General features: G+C 38.6%; 14 protein-coding genes and 1 tRNA gene. 12 read left to right on the top strand and 3 right to left on the bottom strand.

Annotation, left to right across the window (positions count from 1 at the left end):
* Positions 1–2: 2 nt before the first annotated feature.
* The 3 genes from uvrA (at position 3) to F1847_RS01785 (ending at position 6,657) form a co-directional block, all read left to right on the top strand.
* Positions 3–5,252: an excinuclease ABC subunit UvrA gene (gene uvrA, locus F1847_RS01795; protein WP_150071400.1), complete on the top strand. Its 5,250-nt coding sequence runs from the start codon at positions 3–5 to the stop codon at positions 5,250–5,252.
* Positions 5,253–5,322: 70 nt separating this feature from the next.
* The gene (locus tag F1847_RS01790; RefSeq protein ID WP_240702826.1) at positions 5,323–5,991 is read left to right on the top strand and encodes an ATP-binding protein; all 669 of its coding nucleotides are present in this window, start codon (positions 5,323–5,325) and stop codon (positions 5,989–5,991) included.
* 3 nt (positions 5,992–5,994) lie between these two features.
* Positions 5,995–6,657 (top strand): 4Fe-4S binding protein, encoded by a 663-nt coding sequence (locus F1847_RS01785; RefSeq protein ID WP_150071398.1) that lies wholly within the window; start codon positions 5,995–5,997, stop codon positions 6,655–6,657.
* On the opposite strand, the gene F1847_RS01780 is transcribed toward F1847_RS01785, so the two are convergent.
* Both F1847_RS01780 and polA read right to left on the bottom strand, forming a co-directional pair.
* Complete coding sequence (locus tag F1847_RS01780; protein WP_150071397.1) at positions 6,646–7,380, bottom strand: pseudouridine synthase; 735 nt, start codon at positions 7,378–7,380, stop codon at positions 6,646–6,648. The genes F1847_RS01785 and F1847_RS01780 overlap by 12 nt on opposite strands.
* Complete coding sequence (polA, locus tag F1847_RS01775; protein ID WP_150071396.1) at positions 7,377–9,980, bottom strand: DNA polymerase I; 2,604 nt, start codon at positions 9,978–9,980, stop codon at positions 7,377–7,379. The genes F1847_RS01780 and polA overlap by 4 nt, the downstream gene beginning before the upstream one ends.
* 151 nt (positions 9,981–10,131) lie before the next feature.
* Here polA and F1847_RS01770 point away from each other — a divergent pair, with 151 nt between their 5' ends.
* The 8 genes from F1847_RS01770 to F1847_RS01735 are packed head-to-tail and all read left to right on the top strand — an operon-like array spanning position 10,132 to position 17,091.
* Positions 10,132–10,731, top strand: a complete 600-nt coding sequence (locus F1847_RS01770) for a CBS domain-containing protein (protein ID WP_150071395.1) — start codon at positions 10,132–10,134, stop codon at positions 10,729–10,731.
* Positions 10,732–10,740: 9 nt separating this feature from the next.
* The gene (locus F1847_RS01765) at positions 10,741–11,931 is read left to right on the top strand and encodes a homocysteine biosynthesis protein (protein ID WP_150071394.1); all 1,191 of its coding nucleotides are present in this window, start codon (positions 10,741–10,743) and stop codon (positions 11,929–11,931) included.
* Between the two features lie 44 nt (positions 11,932–11,975).
* Complete coding sequence (gene secG / locus F1847_RS01760; RefSeq protein WP_150071393.1) at positions 11,976–12,341, top strand: preprotein translocase subunit SecG; 366 nt, start codon at positions 11,976–11,978, stop codon at positions 12,339–12,341.
* Between the two features lie 5 nt (positions 12,342–12,346).
* The gene (gene dxr, locus F1847_RS01755; protein ID WP_150071392.1) at positions 12,347–13,510 is read left to right on the top strand and encodes a 1-deoxy-D-xylulose-5-phosphate reductoisomerase; all 1,164 of its coding nucleotides are present in this window, start codon (positions 12,347–12,349) and stop codon (positions 13,508–13,510) included.
* Between the two features lie 3 nt (positions 13,511–13,513).
* Complete coding sequence (gene rseP / locus F1847_RS01750; RefSeq protein ID WP_150071391.1) at positions 13,514–14,593, top strand: RIP metalloprotease RseP; 1,080 nt, start codon at positions 13,514–13,516, stop codon at positions 14,591–14,593.
* Positions 14,578–15,270, top strand: a complete 693-nt coding sequence (gene tsaB / locus F1847_RS01745) for a tRNA (adenosine(37)-N6)-threonylcarbamoyltransferase complex dimerization subunit type 1 TsaB (protein ID WP_150071390.1) — start codon at positions 14,578–14,580, stop codon at positions 15,268–15,270. The genes rseP and tsaB overlap by 16 nt, the downstream gene beginning before the upstream one ends.
* 2 nt (positions 15,271–15,272) lie before the next feature.
* Positions 15,273–16,259, top strand: a complete 987-nt coding sequence (locus F1847_RS01740; RefSeq protein WP_150071389.1) for an ABC transporter permease — start codon at positions 15,273–15,275, stop codon at positions 16,257–16,259.
* A gap of 52 nt (positions 16,260–16,311) precedes the next feature.
* Positions 16,312–17,091 carry an ABC transporter permease gene (locus F1847_RS01735; RefSeq protein ID WP_240702824.1) on the top strand — a complete coding sequence of 260 codons (780 nt, stop codon included), beginning with the start codon at positions 16,312–16,314 and terminating at the stop codon, positions 17,089–17,091.
* Between the two features lie 8 nt (positions 17,092–17,099).
* On the opposite strand, the gene F1847_RS01730 is transcribed toward F1847_RS01735, so the two are convergent.
* Positions 17,100–17,186, bottom strand: a tRNA-Leu gene (locus F1847_RS01730).
* A 116-nt stretch (positions 17,187–17,302) separates the two neighbouring features.
* Between F1847_RS01730 and F1847_RS01725 the strand changes: the two genes are divergently transcribed.
* Entirely contained in the window at positions 17,303–17,920 is a 618-nt protein-coding gene (locus F1847_RS01725; protein WP_150071387.1) for a DedA family protein, read from the top strand.
* Positions 17,921–17,922 lie beyond the last annotated feature (2 nt).

Here is a 17,922-nt window from a genome sequence, read left to right as displayed (position 1 = left end):
TTGTGAAATCGCAAGAACGGTTTATAGAACTTCTTGAGGTTTCTCAAAATAATCTTAAAGGTTTTGATTTAAGGCTACCTCTTTATCGTTTAATAGCGGTTACCGGAGTTTCTGGGTCTGGCAAATCCAGTTTAGTTTTTGATACCCTTTTTGCTGAAGGTCAAAGAAGGTATATAGAAACCTTTTCTTCTTATGTAAGGCAATTTTTTGAAAAACTCCCTAGGCCTAAGGTTAAAGCCATCTTAAACATCCCGCCTGCTCTGGCCTTTCCTCAAGGTAATTACATCAAAACCTCACGTTCAACGGTAGCTACACTTACCGAAATTAGCCATTTCACCAAAATGCTTTATTACTATAGTGGGGTTCCTTTTTGCCCCAATTGTAAAGAATACCTTCTTCCTAAAACACCCCAAGCTATAGCTAAAGAAATCATCGAAAGATTTTATCAAGTCCCTATTTATCTGACAGCACCTCAAAAAACCCAAACAAACTTTGAATATCTTAAAGATGGCTTGCTTTCTGCAGGGTTTTCGAGGGTGTTTTTAGACGGAAAGGTTTGTGAAATAGACGAATTAGAAGAAGCTCCTGAAGAAATAGACGTGATAGTTCACCGATTAAAGCCTACAGAAAAGGATCTACCTGACTTGTCATCCTCGGTTGAGATGGCTTTTAAGCTTGCTCCTTGGATAAAAGTTAGAAGTGTTTATGGAGAAGAGATAGAGTATACCCAAGAAGAAGCCTGTCCTAAATGTGGCTTTAAGGTTCCTGAGAAAAGCCCTAACTTATTTTCTTTCAATAGTTCCTTAGGGGCTTGTCCTCAGTGTAAAGGATTTGGCAATCTTTTAGTCTTAGACTTTGATGCCTTGGTAAAACATCCAGAAAAACCTGTTACTAAAGGTGCTATACCTATTCTTGATTTTCCTTTTTTGTTTGAGGTAAAACTGGACCTGATAGAATTTTTAAGGTCCCAAAGTATAAACCTAAACCTCCCTTTTAAATCCCTTCCTGAAGAGGTTAAACAAAAAATCTTTTGGGGAGAAGGAGAATGGTATGGACTTAAAGAACTTATAGATTGGCTTGAAAGTAAACGTTATAAACCTCACATAAGAATTCTTCTTTCTAAATTAAGACGAGAGGTGGTTTGTCCTGTATGTAAAGGGACTCGGTTTAACCCGCAAGCCTTAACGTTTAGGGTTAACGGCTTAACCATAGGGGATTTTTATGGGTTAGAGGTTAAAGAGGCTGTCAATTTTATTAAAAACTTTTTAGGACAAAATCTTCAGCCTGCAGAAGAAAGGCTTGCTAAAGAAATATTAAGACGTCTTTCCTATCTTGAAGAAGTAGGACTTTCTTATCTTTCTCTTAACCGTGCAAGCAAAACCCTTTCTGGGGGTGAAACTAGCAGATGTCTTCTTACCAGGGCGCTTTCCTCTAATTTGGTAGAGACCCTTTATTTAATAGACGAACCAACTACCGGACTTCATCCCAAGGACACACAAAAAGTGCTCTTTCTACTTGAAAGTTTAGTCTCTAAAAAAAATACCGTGGTAGTGGTAGAGCATGACCCTGAAATTATAACCCAAGCTGATCTTTTAATCGACCTTGGTCCAGAAGGAGGACAACAGGGAGGGCATCTCCTATTTTTTGGACCTCCAAAGGAAATTTTTGCCCGACAAACCCCCACCTCTGAGGCTTTAAAAGAAATTACCCAAAGAAGAAAACCTCCTTTAAACGACTTTAACCCTTCAGGTTTTATTAGATTTTATGGGGCTAAAAAACATAACCTTAAAGGGTTTTCTTTTTCTATTCCACTTAGAACCATCATCTGTATTGTGGGAGTGTCTGGATCTGGTAAGTCTACCCTTTTAGAAGAAATAATTTACCAAGGTCTTCTTGACATAAAAAACCAAAGCTCGTTAAAGACCTGCGAAAAAATAGAAGGAGCTAACCACATAGACCAGGTATTATATCTCACCCAAGAGCCCTTAGCCCGTTCTCCGCGTTCGATAGTAGCCACCTATTTAGACATCATGATTTATCTACGAAAACTTCTTGCCAGCACTAACACCGCCAAAAGGTTAGGATATCCCGAAACTTTCTTTTCTTTTAACTCTGAGTATGCCCAATGCCCTGCGTGTAAAGGTCTTGGTTTTGAAGTAATAGAGATGCAATTTTTATCAGACCTCACCATTCCTTGTGAAGTTTGTAAAGGAACAAGGTTTAAAGAAGAAGTTTTAGAGGTTAGATGGAGAGGTAAAAACATCGCCGAGATGTTAGACCTTACGGTAGACCAGGCTTTAGAGTTTTTTGGAGGGCATGAACCTCTAAAAAAAACCCTTACTGTATTAAAAAACCTTGGGATAGGTTATCTCAAGCTTGGGCAACCCCTTTCTACCCTATCAGGAGGAGAAGCACAAAGACTAAAGATAGCGGAACTGCTTTCTAAAATAAAAGGAGAAAAGTGCTTGGTCCTTCTTGATGAACCTACGGTGGGGTTGCATCTTAAAGACGTTAAAAACCTGATTTCTTCCTTAGAATATTTAAAAAGCTTAGGGCACACGGTTGTTGTGGTAGAACATAACCCTGAACTTATCCTAAATTCTGACTGGGTGTTAGAGCTCGGTCCTGGTGGAGGGGAAGAAGGAGGAGAACTTCTTTTTCAAGGGACCATCGCTGAATTTCTTCAAAACCGTAAAGTTCAGACCCCAACCTCTATTTATTTAAAGGATTATCTGCAGGGACTAAACCTTAAAGAAAAGGCTGAAAACCCAAAAACCTATCACTACGAAGAAGACCTTATTAAACTAAGGGGTATAAGACACCACAACCTAAAAAACATAGACTTAGACCTACCGAGGAAACAGTTTATCGTAATTACCGGTGTTTCAGGTTCAGGCAAGTCCACCGTTGCCTTTGATGTGGTATTTGCTGAAGGGCAGAGGAGGTTTTTAGAAACCTTACCAACCTATCTGAAACAGTTTTTTAAACTTCATGAAGAAATAGATTATGACCTGATTTCAGGTATTCCTCCTACGGTAGCTTTAGAACAGAGGTCAGGGGAACTTTCCCCAAAGTCAACGGTTGGCACCTTGACAGAGATATTACCCTACCTCAGGCTTCTTTATGCCAAGGTTAGCAAGGCCTTTTGTCCCCGGTGTGGAAGAGAGCTTAAACCTCGCAACCCTGAGGAACTTTTTAACCTGGCTTTAGTGTTTTTAAAACAGGAAAACCCTGACAAAATAACTCTGCTTGCCCCGTTGGTAAAACATCGTAAAGGGGTATACAAAACCCTTTTTGAAAAACTCCTTGCTTCCCTTTATCATAAGGTAAGGATAAACGGGGAATTTTACCAGATTCCTCCTATTCCAATGCTTTCAAGGTTTAAGGAATATACGATAGAGGTGGTATTAGCTCAGGATATAGATTGGAGGGGAGATTGGTTAGAAAAGACTTTTTACCAAGGGCTTGAGATTGGAAAAGGAGAAATTTTGATAAAAACCGATAAAAAGGAGGTGCTTTTTAGTCAAAAAAGGACCTGTCCCTCTTGTATGATAAGTCTTCCTGAACCAGACCCACTGCTTTTTGCTTTTAATTCCAAAGTAGGTGCCTGTAGCACCTGCGGTGGGCTTGGCAGGGTGGAGGGGCAGACCTGTCCTAATTGTCAGGGTTCAAGATACCGTAAAGAGGTATTTTTTTATAAAATAAACGGACTTTCTCTTCCTGAAGTGGCTAACCTTAGTCTGTATGAACTGAAAGATTTCTTACAAAGGCTTCAATTTGAAGGCATAGAAAAAAAGATAGCAGAGGAGCTTATTTCTGAGGCCTTATCAAGGCTTGAATATCTTATAGACTTAGGGGTAGGGTACCTTACCTTGGGAAGGTCTGCAGACACCTTGTCTTCGGGTGAAGCCAAAAGGGTAAGGATTTCGGCAGAAATAGGAAACAACCTAACAGGTGTAGCCTATATTCTTGATGAACCAACCATCGGACTTCATCCTAAGGATACTCAAAAATTGATAAGAGTCCTTAAAAAATTGAGGGATAAAGGAAACACCGTGATAGTAGTTGAGCACGACGAAGAGACCATCTTAGCCAGTGATTTTGTGGTGGACTTGGGCCCAGAAGGCGGAAAAAGAGGCGGAAAGGTTACCTTTGCCGGAAGGTCTTCAGAATTTTTAAACGCTTCTTCGCCTACCGCCGAGGCTATCAAAGACCAGAACAGAAAAACCTTAAAAAGTTTAAGGAGGAAACCTGTAGAATTTTTAACCGTTAAAGGTGCCTCCTTAAGAAACCTTAAAAACCTTACCGTATCTTTCCCTTTAAACGCCCTCACCGTAGTTGTAGGAGTTTCAGGGTCAGGCAAGTCAAGCTTGGTAGTAGATTGCCTTTACGAAAATCTTAAAAACCTCTTAGAAAAAGAAAAAAAGAAACTTTTCGGAGTAAAAGTCATAGAAAACTGGGAAAAAATAAAAAGGGTTTATTTGGTAGACCCTCAACCTATAGGAAACACCCCAAAATCAACCCCTGCTACCTACATAGGGGTTTTTACCGACATAAGGAAGGCCTTTGCTAACACCTTGTTGGCTAAACAAAGAGGGTATAAAGAAGGTAGGTTTTCTTTTAACACCAAGGAGGGACAATGCCCTTATTGTAACGGTCAAGGATATGAAAAAATTGAAATCAAGTTTTTGCCTGCGGTTTATCAAAAATGCGAATACTGTGGAGGGAAACGCTATAATCCAGAAACCTTAGAAATACTGCTAAAAGGGAAAAATATTGCAGAAGTGCTTGAGATGGACTTTGCCGAAGCGGTAGAATTTTTTAATCATTATCCCTCAATCCATCATAAACTAAAAACCCTTTGTGACATCGGTCTTGATTACCTAACCTTAGGGCAACCAAGCCCAACCCTCTCTGGAGGAGAGGCTCAAAGGATAAAGCTTGCCAAAGAATTTATCAAATCTTCCCACCCAGGGAATCTTTATCTGCTTGACGAGCCTACCACCGGGCTTCACATAAAAGATGTAGAGAAACTGGCCAAACTTTTACAGGGGCTGATAGAAAAAGGACATACGGTAATCGTCATAGAGCACAACCTTGAGCTTATCAAATGGGCTGACTGGATTATAGAATTGGGGCCAGAAGGCGGAGAAAAAGGAGGAGAAATACTTTTCCAAGGTCCTATAGAAGACTTCTTAAAAGCAGACACCATAACCGCTAAAGTGCTAAAAAATTACCTCAATTTGACTTAAATCAAGGTTTTTCTAACCATCCAGGTTATCTTTTAAGCTGATCTAAAAAAATAAAGGAGGTTTTTTGAAAATGGCGGTTCGAAAGATTATCGAGATAGAAGAAGAGCTTTGTAACGGTTGTGGTCAATGTGTATCTGTCTGTCATGAAGGTGCTATAGCTATCATAGACGGAAAGGCTAAACTTGTTTCTGAAGAGGTTTGCGACGGACTCGGAGCTTGTATAGGGGAATGCCCTACCGGTGCCATAAAAATCGTAGAAAAAAAGATAGCTTCTTCCCCTTCCCTTCCTTGCGGATGCCCTTCTCATCAGCTAAAAGAATTCCTACCTAAGGAAAACCTTTACAACCAACAGGAGATAGCCTCTTCCCTTTCTCACTGGCCGGTAAAACTTAGATTAATTCCTCCTTCAACCTCCTTTCTAAAAGGAGCAAACCTTTTGGTTTGCGCAGACTGTGTGGCTGTAGCCTATCCTATGCTTCATACACAACTCTTACCTGAAAAGAAAATCCTTACAGGATGTCCCAAGTTCGACCCTCCTGAATTATACTTGGAAAAATTTACAGAAATTTTTACCAAAGCCCAGCCTAAAAGTTTAGAAATAGCCATCATGGAAGTCCCCTGCTGCAGGGCTCTGGTAAAAATGCTTTTAAACATAAGAGAAACGATACCTACAAATTTTCCTTTTAAAGTTTACACCATAACCATAGACGGAAAAATTAAAAACGTCGAGGAGGTTTAAAAGGTGAAACCAGAAGAAAGATTATCTTCAGGTGCTATTCCTATAGCATATGAAATCAAAACTTGTTTTGGAGCCAAAGGTTGTCCCAACTCCCTTAATCGCTCTTTTGATTTGATACCAGCCTTAGAAGAGGTGGTTAAAAATTCCCAGCTTGATGAATTCATAAAAAATAAGTTAAAAAATCAACCTTTAAGGCCTCATCATAGGCTTAAAGTCTCTGTTTCCGATTGTCCTAATGGATGTTCTCAACTATACATCGCCGATTTTGGATTACATGGATTTGTAAAAGTAAAATGGGATAGCAAGTTATGTAATTTTTGTGAAGAGTGCGTGCATGTTTGTGAAGAAGAGGCTCTTAAAAGGGTTGATCAAAAGATCCGCATAGACAGGAAAAAATGTGTAGGCTGTGGAGCATGTATAAAGGCTTGTCCTAACGGAGTGTTAAAAGAAACCTTTAAAGGTTATAAAATCTATGTGGGAGGCAAACTGGGAAGGCATCCAAGACTGGCTTCTTTTTTAACCTACGCATTACCTGAAGAAATTCCTGTGTATTTAGAAAAATTGCTGTCTTTTTATAAAGAATATAACGAAAAAGGCGAGCGAACAGGGACTATTATAGAAAAACTGGGTTGGCAAAAAGCTAAAAAACTTATACTAACCCGTTAATAGTCCTAAAGCCTTTTTTAAACTTTGAATTTCTTCGAAAGAAAGAGGAACTATTTCCGAAGGTTTTAAATCTCCTAACTCAATAGGTCCTATGGCTGTCCTTTTTAAACCTACTACTTTATATCCTAACCTTCCAAACATCCTTTTTATCAGATGATACCTTCCTTCTATAACTTCAATCTGCAGAAACTTTCTAGTTTTATCTAAACAAAAGACTTTGCAAGGTAAAGTCTTACCGTCGGAAAGATTAACCCCTTCCTCTATCTTTTTTAAAGACTCTTCTGTTATTTCTTTATCAATCAAAACTTGGTAGGTTTTGCTAAGCTTCCATTTAGGATGTAAAATACGATGGGCAAGCAGCCCATCATCTGTAAAAATCAAAAGCCCCTCAGTATCTTTGTCAAGCCTTCCCACAGGAAAAATCCTATTTAAACCAGGCAAGTCCTTAGGTAAAAACTCCATTACTGTAAGGTCTTTATCTGCTTTAGAGGTTATACAACCTTTAGGTTTATAAAACTTATAGTAAAACCCTTGAGGCTTAACCTGCACATAAACACCTTCTACTTGGATTAAGTCCTTTTCAGGGTCGACCTTAAAATCAGTGGCTGTTACCTTTTGGCCGTTTATCGTTACCTTACCCTTTTTGATTAAACTTACTACTTCTCTCCTTGAACCTATCCCAAGGTTAGCTAAAAATCTGTCTAAACGCATTTTCATCTTCATTTACAATCTGCCCAAGACTTACCAAAGGCAAAATTAACCTTAATAGGTACTTTTAATCTTAGATTAAGGCCTAAAAACTCAAAAGGGGCTTCCATAACCGTGGGAGCTAAATCCTTAATCACCTCTATCTCTTCTTCAGGTACCTCAAGAAGGAGTTCATCGTGGATCTGAAGAAGGATCTGAGTTTTCAGCTTTTTTTGTTTAAGTAGTTGATAAAGGGCTACCATGGCTACTTTGATAAGGTCTGCGGCAGAACCTTGGATTGGGGTGTTTACTGCCATCCTGAAACCCAAATCCCTTATGTTCTTATCAGAGCTAAAAACTTCAGGTATATAACGTTTTCTACCGGCTAAGGTTTTTACATAACCATAGGTTTTAGCAAATTCTATGATTTCTTCTATGTATCGTTTCACTCCAGGATATCTCTGAAAATATCTTTCTATAATACCCTCTGCCTCTTTAACCGAAATTTTAAGCTCTTTACTTAGGCCATAGGGACTCATCCCATAGGCAATACCAAAATTGATGACCTTACTAACCCTTCTCATCTCTGGAGTTACTTTATCCTGAGAAACCCCAAAAACTTCGCTAGCAGTAAAGGTATGGATATCCTGTCCCTCTTCAAAAGCCCTTATCAAGTTTTCATCTTCAGAAAAATGGGCTAAAATTCTAAGTTCTATCTGAGAATAGTCTAAGCTACAAAGCCACCATCCCTCTTCTGCTATAAAAACCCTTCGGATGGCTAAACCTTCTTCGCCTTTAATAGGAATGTTTTGTAAATTGGGGTTTTGGGAACTAATCCTTCCTGTAGCTGTCCCTGTTTGATTAAACTCGGTATGGATACGGTATGTAGAAGGCTTTGCATACTTTAAAAGGGCCTCTAGATAGGTACTCAATATTTTTTGAAGGGTTCGATACTGAAGAAGAAGTTTAGCAAAAGGATGAAGTGGAGCAAGCTCTTCAAGCACCTCTGCATCTGTAGAAGGGACCGCACTTTTTGGGGTCTTTTTTAACGAGGGAAGGTTTAATTTGTTGAAAAGAATCTCCCCTACTTCTCTACTTGAACGAGGATTAAATCTTTTTCCTGCCAATCTAAAAAGCTCCTCTTCAAGGTCTTTTAATCTTTCCCTATATTGCCGAACTAAAGTTTTTACATAATCCAAGTCTATTTTGATACCTGCTTTTTCCATCTCGCTTAAAACTATGCTTAATGGCACCTCTACCTTAAAAAACCAATAAGATAGTCCTTCTTCCTCTAACCTTTTTAAAAGATCTTCTCCTAACCTTTTTAATCCAACCGCTTTTAATCCTGATAATTCTTCAGGTGTTCCTTTTAAACCGTTTAAGTTTAAATCTATATACTCTTGAAACAAACCAGATAATTCATAGGACTTTAGCCCTGGATTTAAAAGATAGCCAGCTAACTTGACGTCTAAAGGCTGAGGTAAAAATATTTGGTAGGTTTTTAACCAATTCTTATAATCATAAACTACATATCTATTATGTCTTTCGGCTAACTTTTTAATTACTTCTAAGGAACCTCTATAAACCTCCTCTTCAGAAAGGGCAAGAAAAATTTCTGAGGAGTTTAAGTTAGCAAAGAGCACACTTTCTAAGTTTACAGGTAAAACTGACACCCAACAGTCTTTTCTCACCTTTTCTATCAAATCTTGGGAGGCTTTTTTTAATGTGGGCAACTTATATGAATTTTCTTCTGGCAAACAAAGTTCGAAAAGAAGCTTTCTAAATTCTAATTCTTTAAACAGACTTTTAAGCGCAAAAAAATCCGGCTCTTTCTTACGATAAAACTCTAAATCTTTAGAAGGAAGAGGAGCTTCAGAGTGAAGCTTAAGAAGGTTTAGGTTAGTAAACACCTGATCTCGATATTTTAAGAGATTTTCCCTTAGTTTTTGAGAGGGAATCTTTGAGAGGTTCTCGTAAACTCCTGTTAGGTTTTTAAACCTAATAAAGAGATCCTTAGCGGTTTTTTCTCCTATTCCAGGGACCCCAGGGATGTTATCGCTTCTATCTCCTACCAATGCTCTAAATTCAGGAAAAACCTCAGGAGGAAAACCATATTTTTCTAAAAACTTACCTTGGTCTAAAAAAGTCTCTTTTATCGGGTCATAGATAACCACCTTATCAGAAATAAGGGTATACAGGTCTTTATCTCCTGCTACGATAATTACCCGGTTGAGCAAAAAAGGGCTTGTAGAAGTATCAAAGACAAAACTTTTTACAAAAGAAGCTATTAGATCATCTGCTTCATATCCAGGAGCCGAAACCAAAGGAATACCTAAAGCAGGAATGATTTTTTTTATATAAGGAATCTGCATCTTTAAATCATCAGGCATTTTAGGACGAGTAGCCTTATATCTTTCATAAACCTCATGCCTGAAAGTAGGTTCTTTTTCATCCATAAACCAAACGATATACTCAGGGTTCCATTCTTTTAAAAGCTTAAAGATCATCTGGGTTACACCAAAAACAGCCTTAGTGGGTAGACCTCTAGAAGTAGCTAAATAACCAGGAATTGCAAAATAAGCCCTATAGATAAAAGATGAACCATCTATAAGCACCGCTTCTTTTCTTTCTGACATTTTCTATTAACACCTCCTGGTTAGGTATCTTAAATTTAAATCATTTTGTTAAAAATTAAACATAGAGAAGAGAAGTTACATATCCCTTTCCGTTTGGCTATTTAAATTTTTATGGTATACTTTTTATAAATCCTCATGATAGGAAGGAAAAATGAAAGTTAAAAACTGGATGATTACCGATGTGGTAGTAGCCTTTCCTGAAGATACGGTAGAAAAAGCAATTCAGCTGATGAAAAAACATTCTATTAGGCATCTTCCTGTGGTAGATAAGGAAAAAGAAAGGTTAATAGGGTTGGTAACAGAGAGTGAGTTAAGGGCCTATCTTAGTCCAGAAAAACTTAACCTTCCTGTTAAAGAGGTAATGATACTTACCCCTATTACCGTAGACCCAGATACTTACATAGACGAGGCAGCTAAGTTAATTTATAAGTATAAAATCGGTGGTCTCCCTGTGGTGAGCCAAGGTAAATTAGTAGGTATTATTACCGTTACCGATATATTAGAATCTTTTATAGAGTTGATGGGGATTTTAAGGGCCTCTTCTCGTTTAGATGTAATCCCTAAAAACGGAAACTTGGATGAGGTGCTTGAAACTATACGAAAAAACGGTGGTAAAGTTATCTCTATTGGGATGGATATAAATTTTGAAGGAGAAAAGGTCTATTTTATAAGATTAGAAAAGATGTCTTTAGATAAAATAGCCTCTGAGCTTGAGGTAGCAGGACACAAAATCATTTCCCTTATAGATTAGGAGGTATTTATGGAAGGAGAATTTAAAGTAAAAAAAACGATAGAAGAAATAAATCGTAAAATAGAAAAGGGTGAAGTAGTAGTTCTTACGGCTGAAGAATTCGTCAACTTAGTTAAAGAAGTAGGCCCTGTTACCGCGGCAAAAGAAGTAGACGTAGTAACTACCGGCACTTTTTCTCCGATGTGCTCTTCTGGAGCTTTCTTAAATTTTGGTCATACCTCTCCTACGATAAAAGCTTATAGGGTATGGTTAAACGATGTACCTGCTTATGGCGGGCTTGCAGCGGTAGACGTTTATATTGGAGCTACTGAAACCAGGGAAGACGATCCTCTTAACAAGGTCTTTCCAGGACAGTTTCTCTATGGTGGAGGGCATGTCATCCATGATTTGGTCGCAGGTAAAAAAATACATCTTAAGGCTTTAGGTTATGGCACCCATTGTTATCCTCGAAAGTCTTTTGAAAAAGAAATAACCATTCACGACTTAGTAGATGCGGTGCTTTGCAATCCAAGAAATGCTTATCAAAATTATAATTGCGCCATCAACCTTTCTGATAAAATTCTTTATACCTATATGGGGGTTTTAAAACCTAACCTTGGTAATGCTAACTACGCTACCGCAGGCTGTCTTTCTCCGTTGCTTAAAGACCCATATCTAAAAACCATCGGTATAGGAACGAGAATTTTCTTAGGGGGTGCTAAGGGATATGTAGTCTGGGCTGGTACCCAGCATAAAACCGAAGTAAAACGAACCCCTAAGGGAGCACCGATGCAACCTGCTGCTACCCTTATGGTCATAGGGAACTTAAAAGAGATGTCTCCTGAATGGCTGATAGGTACAAGCCATATAGGGTATGGATGCTCTTTAGCAGTAGGTATAGGTATACCTATACCTATCCTTAATGAACAGGTAGCTGAATGGGCAGGGCTTTCAGACGAAGACCTTTTTACTCAGATAATAGATTACTCTTACGACTATCCTAATGGGGTCAAAAGAAACTATGGTATCGTAAGCTATGCAGAACTAAAAAGCGGAAAAATTACCGTCTTAGGTAAAGAAGTCCCCACCTTTCCTATTTCAAGTCTTCCTAAAGCTAGGGAAATAGCCGAAATCCTTAAAAACTGGATAAAACAAGGAGAGATGTTGTTGACAGAGCCGGTTAACCCTCTACCAGGGGCTAAACTTTTTCCGATGAGATAGTTTTAATTAAACATTAAAAGAGACGTTAAAAAGGAGGACTTTAGATGGAAACCATTTTAACGGTTTTACAGTTAATAATCGCTATACTTATCGTGTTGATCGTTTTGATTAACGTAACCAAAGGTTCAGAATATGGTGCGGTTTTTAGAGGAGCTGAAGCCATTTTTGGTGGGGCAGGCCCAACCAGTTTTTTAAACAAAGTAACGATGATTTTGGTGTTGGTGTTTTTTTTAAACTCTATACTACTTACTAAGCTCCATACTAACAAAAACAAAATCCCCATGGTTCCTGTTCCCCAGACCCAAACCCAACCATCCTCAAACCCTACTATTCCTACCCCAACAGCTCCGCAAGGCATTCCTGTGCCTCCGCAAAATTTTCCTTCTACTCCAGAAAAGTCTAAAAACTAAACAAAATGAAAAATTTAGTAATTCTTGGAGTTACTGGATCGATAGGAAGTTCTACCCTAAAAATAGTACAATCCCATCCTGAAAAGTTTAAACTATTAGGAATCTCCTGCCGTGCCAACCTAAAGGCCTTAGCTGAAATCGCAAGTTCTTTTAAAGTTCCTTACTTGGTGGTAGAAAAGGCTTCTGGTGCCGAGGAGTTAAAAAAGTCTCTTGATTATAAAGCTGAGGTTTGGATAGGAGAAGAAGGACTTAAAACGTTGGTAAGCTTAAAAGAGGTTGACATAGTAGTGGTAGGTATCTCGGGTATAAGCGCCCTTTTGCCTACCTATCATGCCTTAAAGGCTGGAAAAAGAGTAGCTATAGCTAACAAAGAAAGCCTTATCGTTGCCGGAGAAATTTTAAAGAAAGTTGCTAAGGAAAACCATGCAGAGCTTTTACCGGTTGACAGCGAACATTCTTCGATTTTTCAGCTTTTGCTAAAAGAAAAAAAAGACCAAGTAAAAAAGATCATCCTTACTGCTTCAGGTGGTCCCTTTTATCGTTTACCTAAGGAGGAGTTTTCTAAGGTAACCCCTGAAATAGCGGTAAAGCATCCTAACTGGAAGATGGGGGCTAAGATATCGGTTGATTCGGCTACCCTTATGAACAAGGGGTTTGAAGTGCTTGAAGCTAAGGTGCTTTTTGACATGCCTTTAGACCAAATCGATGTGCTTATCCATCCTCAAAGTTTAATCCATGGCTTAGTAGAATTGATAGACGGAAGCATACTTATGCACCTTAGTTATCCTGATATGCAGATAGCCATTTCTTATGCCTTAAACTACCCAGAAAGGGTAGAACTTTCTGTACCTAAGGTAACCCTTGCTGAGGTTGGTAGTTTGATTTTTGAAGCCCCTGACCTGGAGAAATTTCCATGTCTCAAGCTGGCTTATGAAGTAGGGGAAAAAGGGGGTATTTATCCTCTTATTCTTGAAGCAGCAGATGAGGTGGTAGTAGAGGCCTTTTTACAGAAACTGATTACCTTTGATCAGATACCTTATTTTCTTGCAAAAACCCTTGATGGGTTTAAAATAACAGAAAGTTCCTTTGTTGCTGAAGATTTACACCAACTTTTAAACCTACACCAAGAGGTTTGCCGTTATACTGAAAAACTAATAAAAAGGAAATAAAACATGCTAACTGTAATTATAGCCCTTTTGGTTATCGGTGTGCTTATTTTTGTCCATGAGCTTGGACACTTTATAGCAGCTAAGCTTATGGGGGTTAAAGTTGAGGTTTTTTCCTTAGGTTTTGGCCCTAAAATCTTGGGGTTTAAAAAAGGAGAGACAGAATACAGGGTTTCTGCTTTTCCCTTAGGTGGGTATGTTAAACTCTACGGAGAACATCCTGAAACCTTACCTTCGGTAGTAGAAAAAGACAAGGCTTTTGCCTTTAAAAAAACTTGGCAAAAAGCCTTTATCGTAGTATCAGGTCCTTTGGCTAATTTTATCTTGCCTGTCCTTCTCTTCTGGTTTTTATTTTGGGTTTCTGGTTCCTACCTTCTTTCTACTAAGATAGGAGAGGTTTTACCTGACTCTCCTGCTGAAAAAGCAGGTCTTGCTCCTGGGGATGAAATCATAGAAGTAAACGGAAAAAGGGTAAAATCTTTTGATGAACTTGTGCTTTATCTTAAAAGCAAAGAAACGGTAAACGAAGTTTTGTTAAAGATAAAAAGAGGTTCTCAAGTTTTAGAGGTGAAACTCGTTCCTGAGACCAAAGAAGGTTATAATGTCTTTGGTAAAAAAACTCATGTGCCATTTATTGGGGTTAAGTCAACCCAAGAGATAGTTCACCAAAAACACGGGTTTATAGAGGCCTTTAAGCTTGCGATAGAAAAAGTGATAGACATAACTACCCTCACCTTTATAGCCCTTTTTAAGCTTTTTACAGGAGACTTACCTTTTTCTACGTTAGGAGGTCCTATTACTATAGGAAAAATGGCTGGAGATACGGCAAAATTAGGGTTTTATCCTCTACTTTCTTTTACTGCTCTTCTTTCAGTAAATTTAGGTATTATCAACCTTCTTCCTTTGCCTATGCTTGACGGAGGACATTTGGTTATTTTTAGTATAGAGGCCATTAGAAGAAAACCTCTCTCTTTAAAAACCCAAGAGCTTATCTTTAAAATCGGTTTTTTTATCATCATCGCCCTAAGCATCGCTGTATTTTATAACGACATCCTCAAACTTCTTAGCGGATGGAAGCTCCCTTAGTTTTAGCCATAGAAACTGCAGGAAAATCTGGGGGAATAGCCCTTTTAAAAGAAAAACTTTTAGGTGCTGTAACCCTAAGTTCGAAACAATCTTATTCGCAGATTGTCTTTAGGTGTTTAGAGTTTTTTGAAAAAAATCTAAACTTAGACTTAAAAACCTTAGACTACTATGCTGTAGACATTGGTCCAGGAAGTTTTACAGGTCTAAGGATAGGACTATCTGTGTTAAAAGGTTTGAGTTTAGCGTTTCCTAAACCAATAATCCCCTTAATCAGCCTTGAAATCCTTGCAGTAGAAACCTTTAATACCCAGCTACCTGTGGTTTCTTTGATCGACGCTTATAGCCAAGAGGTTTTTTTGGCGGTTTATCGATGGGAAGAAGGTCGGTTAAAGGCTGAGATTAATCCTTCTTGTATCCCTTTTAAGAAAATACCTGAGCTGATAAAAGAGCCTGCTTGGTTTGTAAGTGAGACTATAGAAAAATGGGAGGATTATTTTAAACAAACCTTAGGTAAAAATTTTTTAAAATGGCCTTTTCCTGTAAGCCTTACCACCGAAAACCTTGCCAAATTGGTTTATCTAAAACTCAAAAGTAACTACTTTGAAACCAAAACAGCAGAAGAGCTTTTACCTCTTTATCTAAAACCTTCTGAAGCAGAAAGAAAAAAGAGGTCATAAACATGTTTTCTTTTCTGTTAAAAAGATTTTTGATATTTTTAATAACTCTATTTGGAATTACTATCATCAGCTTTTCGGTTATACACTTAGCCCCAGGAGGACCATTAAGCCCTCTTACGGATTTTAATCCTAAAATTACCCCCGAATACCGAGAAAGATTGGTAAAGATGTATGGACTTGATAAACCTCTCTATGTTCAATATTGGCAATGGTTAAAAGGGGTAGCTAAGCTTGATTTTGGCCGTTCCTTTTCTCCAGACCAAAGGCCTGTTTGGGACAAAATCAAAGAAAGACTTCCGATTACCTTGCTTTTAAACTTTATTTCGCTGATGTTAATCCTGATGGTTTCTATCCCCTTAGGGGTTTTTGGGGCGGTAAAGGCTGGAAGTTTAGCAGACCGGATATTAACGGTGATGGTTTTTATCGGTTATGCCATGCCAAGCTTTTGGCTTGCCATCATTCTTATGATGATTTTTGGAGTAAAACTCCAATGGCTTCCTGTTTCTGGGCTTCATTCAACCTTAGGCTATGAAGAAATGAGTTTTTTAGAAAAGGTTTGGGACTGGACCAAACATCTTATTTGTCCACTATTTGTAGCTACCTTTGGGGGGATAGCCGGTTTTTCAAGGTATGTAAGAAATTCTATGATAGAGGTGCTAAGGGCTGATTACATTACTTTTGCCAGGGCTAAAGGCCTTCCAGAAAAGGAGATCCTCTATAAACACGCTTTAAGAAATGCCCTTTTACCTATGATTACTCTTTTGGGGCTTTCTTTACCAGGTCTTATAGGAGGAAGTGTAATCTTTGAAACCGTCTTCGGAATACCTGGAGTAGGACAACTTATGTGGCAAGCGGTGATGGCAAGAGATTATCCTGTGATTATGGCTAATCTTTTTCTGGTAGCGGTGCTTACATTAGTAGGAAATTTCTTAGCTGACATAGGATATGCCTTAGCAGACCCAAGGATAAGGCTTGGAGAAAAACGTTAAGATGTACTTTATAAAGAAACTACTAAAACATCGGTTAGGAAGTTTCTCTTTAATGTTTATAATTTTGCTTGTATTTTTAGCGGTTTTTGCCCCTTACCTAACCCCTTATGACCCTTTTGAAATAAACGTAGACGCTATCCTTCAGCCTCCTTCTTTGGCCCATCCCTTAGGCACTGACCTTTTAGGAAGGGATGTGTTAAGTAGGATGATATACGCCTCTCGAATCTCTTTAGAAGTAAGCTTAGTAGCTGTAGGGATATCCTTAGGTATAGGGGTGTTTTTAGGGGCGATAGCAGGTTATTTAGGAGGTTGGGTTGATTTAATCGTATGTAGGTTCATAGACATCATGCTTTGTTTTCCTACCATTTTTTTGATTTTGGCTATGGTAGCCTATTTAGAACCCTCTATCGTTACCCTTATGGTGGTAATAGGGGCTACCAGTTGGATGGGAGTAGCCCGTTTGGTAAGGGCTGAAATTTTATCCTTAAAGGAGAGGGATTTTGTATTGATAGCTAAAACCTACGGAGCCTCTACCTTACGGATATTGTTTCGACATCTTATACCCAACGCCTTTCCTCCTATCTTGGTTTCAGCCTCTTTAGGGCTTGGACAAGCCATCTTGATAGAATCAGCCCTTTCTTTTTTAGGTATCGGGGTTCAACCCCCAATTCCTTCTTGGGGAAACATGCTAATAGAAGGCAAAGAAACCTTAGAAGTAGCTTGGTGGCTTTCCTTTTTTCCAGGAATGGCTATTTTGATCACTGTTCTTGCTTTTACTATTTTAGGCGAGACTTTACAAGAAGTACTAAACCCAAAGAGGAAAGAAAAATGAAAATTCGATGGTGCCGAGGGCGGGACTCGAACCCGCACGGACGGATGTCCACTAGCCCCTCAAGCCAGCGCGTCTACCAATTCCGCCACCTCGGCGCGCTAAATACTAATATATTATTCTTTTTGAGTTTGTCAAGACATGTTGTTAGGGTTCGTTCTAAAAATATTGCCTTTAAAAGCAAAAACCGTCCAAACTTTTAGGAGGAATTTTTATGGAACTTATAAAAGAGTTTATTCAGTATTTTCTACTTTTTTTTGAAAAAAGCAGTTATTTAGGTGTTTTTGTGTTGATGGCTCTTGAGTCTACATTAGTGCCTATTCCTAGCGAAGTAATCATACCCCCAGCCGCTTATCTTGCTTACCAAGGCAAGCTTTCCTTATGGGGGGTCATTATAGCAGGAACGCTTGGAAGTCTGGCTGGGGCTCTTTTTAACTACTTCTTAGCCCTTAAGTTTGGACGTCCGATGTTTTTAAGGTTTGTCAAACGCTATGGAAAGTATGTTCTTCTAACAGAATATTCCTTTTATAAGATGGAAAAATTTTGGCACCAACATGGTCATATCAGTACTTTCATCGGAAGACTCCTCCCAGGACTTAGGCATGTAATCTCTATACCAGCTGGGTTTGCCAAAATGGGACTTTTGTTGTTCTCTTTTTATACCCTTTTGGGGGCGTTTATCTGGTGTAGCTTTCTTGGTTTTTGCGGTTATTTTTTTGGAAAAAACGAAGACCTTTTAAAAACCTACTTAGAACGTGGATCTGTAGGGATAATCCTTTTTTGTATCCTTCTTTTGGTAGTCTATGGATGGTATAAGTTAAAAAGAAAATAAAA

Origin of the sequence: Thermodesulfobacterium sp. TA1 (genome assembly GCF_008630935.1) — a bacterium.
Lineage (GTDB): Bacteria > Desulfobacterota > Thermodesulfobacteria > Thermodesulfobacteriales > Thermodesulfobacteriaceae > Thermodesulfobacterium.
Note: the sequence above shows the minus strand (reverse complement) of the source record. Positions and strands in the feature narration are given on the sequence as shown.

Coding starts and splice junctions, on each gene's coding strand:
- F1847_RS01790 (WP_240702826.1), top strand. CDS start 5,323: ATGGCGGTTCGAAAGATTATCGAGATAGAAGAAGAGCTTTGTAACGGT.
- F1847_RS01780 (WP_150071397.1), bottom strand. CDS start 7,380: ATGAAGATGAAAATGCGTTTAGACAGATTTTTAGCTAACCTTGGGATA.
- polA (WP_150071396.1), bottom strand. CDS start 9,980: ATGTCAGAAAGAAAAGAAGCGGTGCTTATAGATGGTTCATCTTTTATC.
- F1847_RS01770 (WP_150071395.1), top strand. CDS start 10,132: ATGAAAGTTAAAAACTGGATGATTACCGATGTGGTAGTAGCCTTTCCT.
- F1847_RS01765 (WP_150071394.1), top strand. CDS start 10,741: ATGGAAGGAGAATTTAAAGTAAAAAAAACGATAGAAGAAATAAATCGT.
- secG (WP_150071393.1), top strand. CDS start 11,976: ATGGAAACCATTTTAACGGTTTTACAGTTAATAATCGCTATACTTATC.
- dxr (WP_150071392.1), top strand. CDS start 12,347: ATGAAAAATTTAGTAATTCTTGGAGTTACTGGATCGATAGGAAGTTCT.
- rseP (WP_150071391.1), top strand. CDS start 13,514: ATGCTAACTGTAATTATAGCCCTTTTGGTTATCGGTGTGCTTATTTTT.
- tsaB (WP_150071390.1), top strand. CDS start 14,578: ATGGAAGCTCCCTTAGTTTTAGCCATAGAAACTGCAGGAAAATCTGGG.
- F1847_RS01740 (WP_150071389.1), top strand. CDS start 15,273: ATGTTTTCTTTTCTGTTAAAAAGATTTTTGATATTTTTAATAACTCTA.
- F1847_RS01735 (WP_240702824.1), top strand. CDS start 16,312: ATGTTTATAATTTTGCTTGTATTTTTAGCGGTTTTTGCCCCTTACCTA.
- F1847_RS01725 (WP_150071387.1), top strand. CDS start 17,303: ATGGAACTTATAAAAGAGTTTATTCAGTATTTTCTACTTTTTTTTGAA.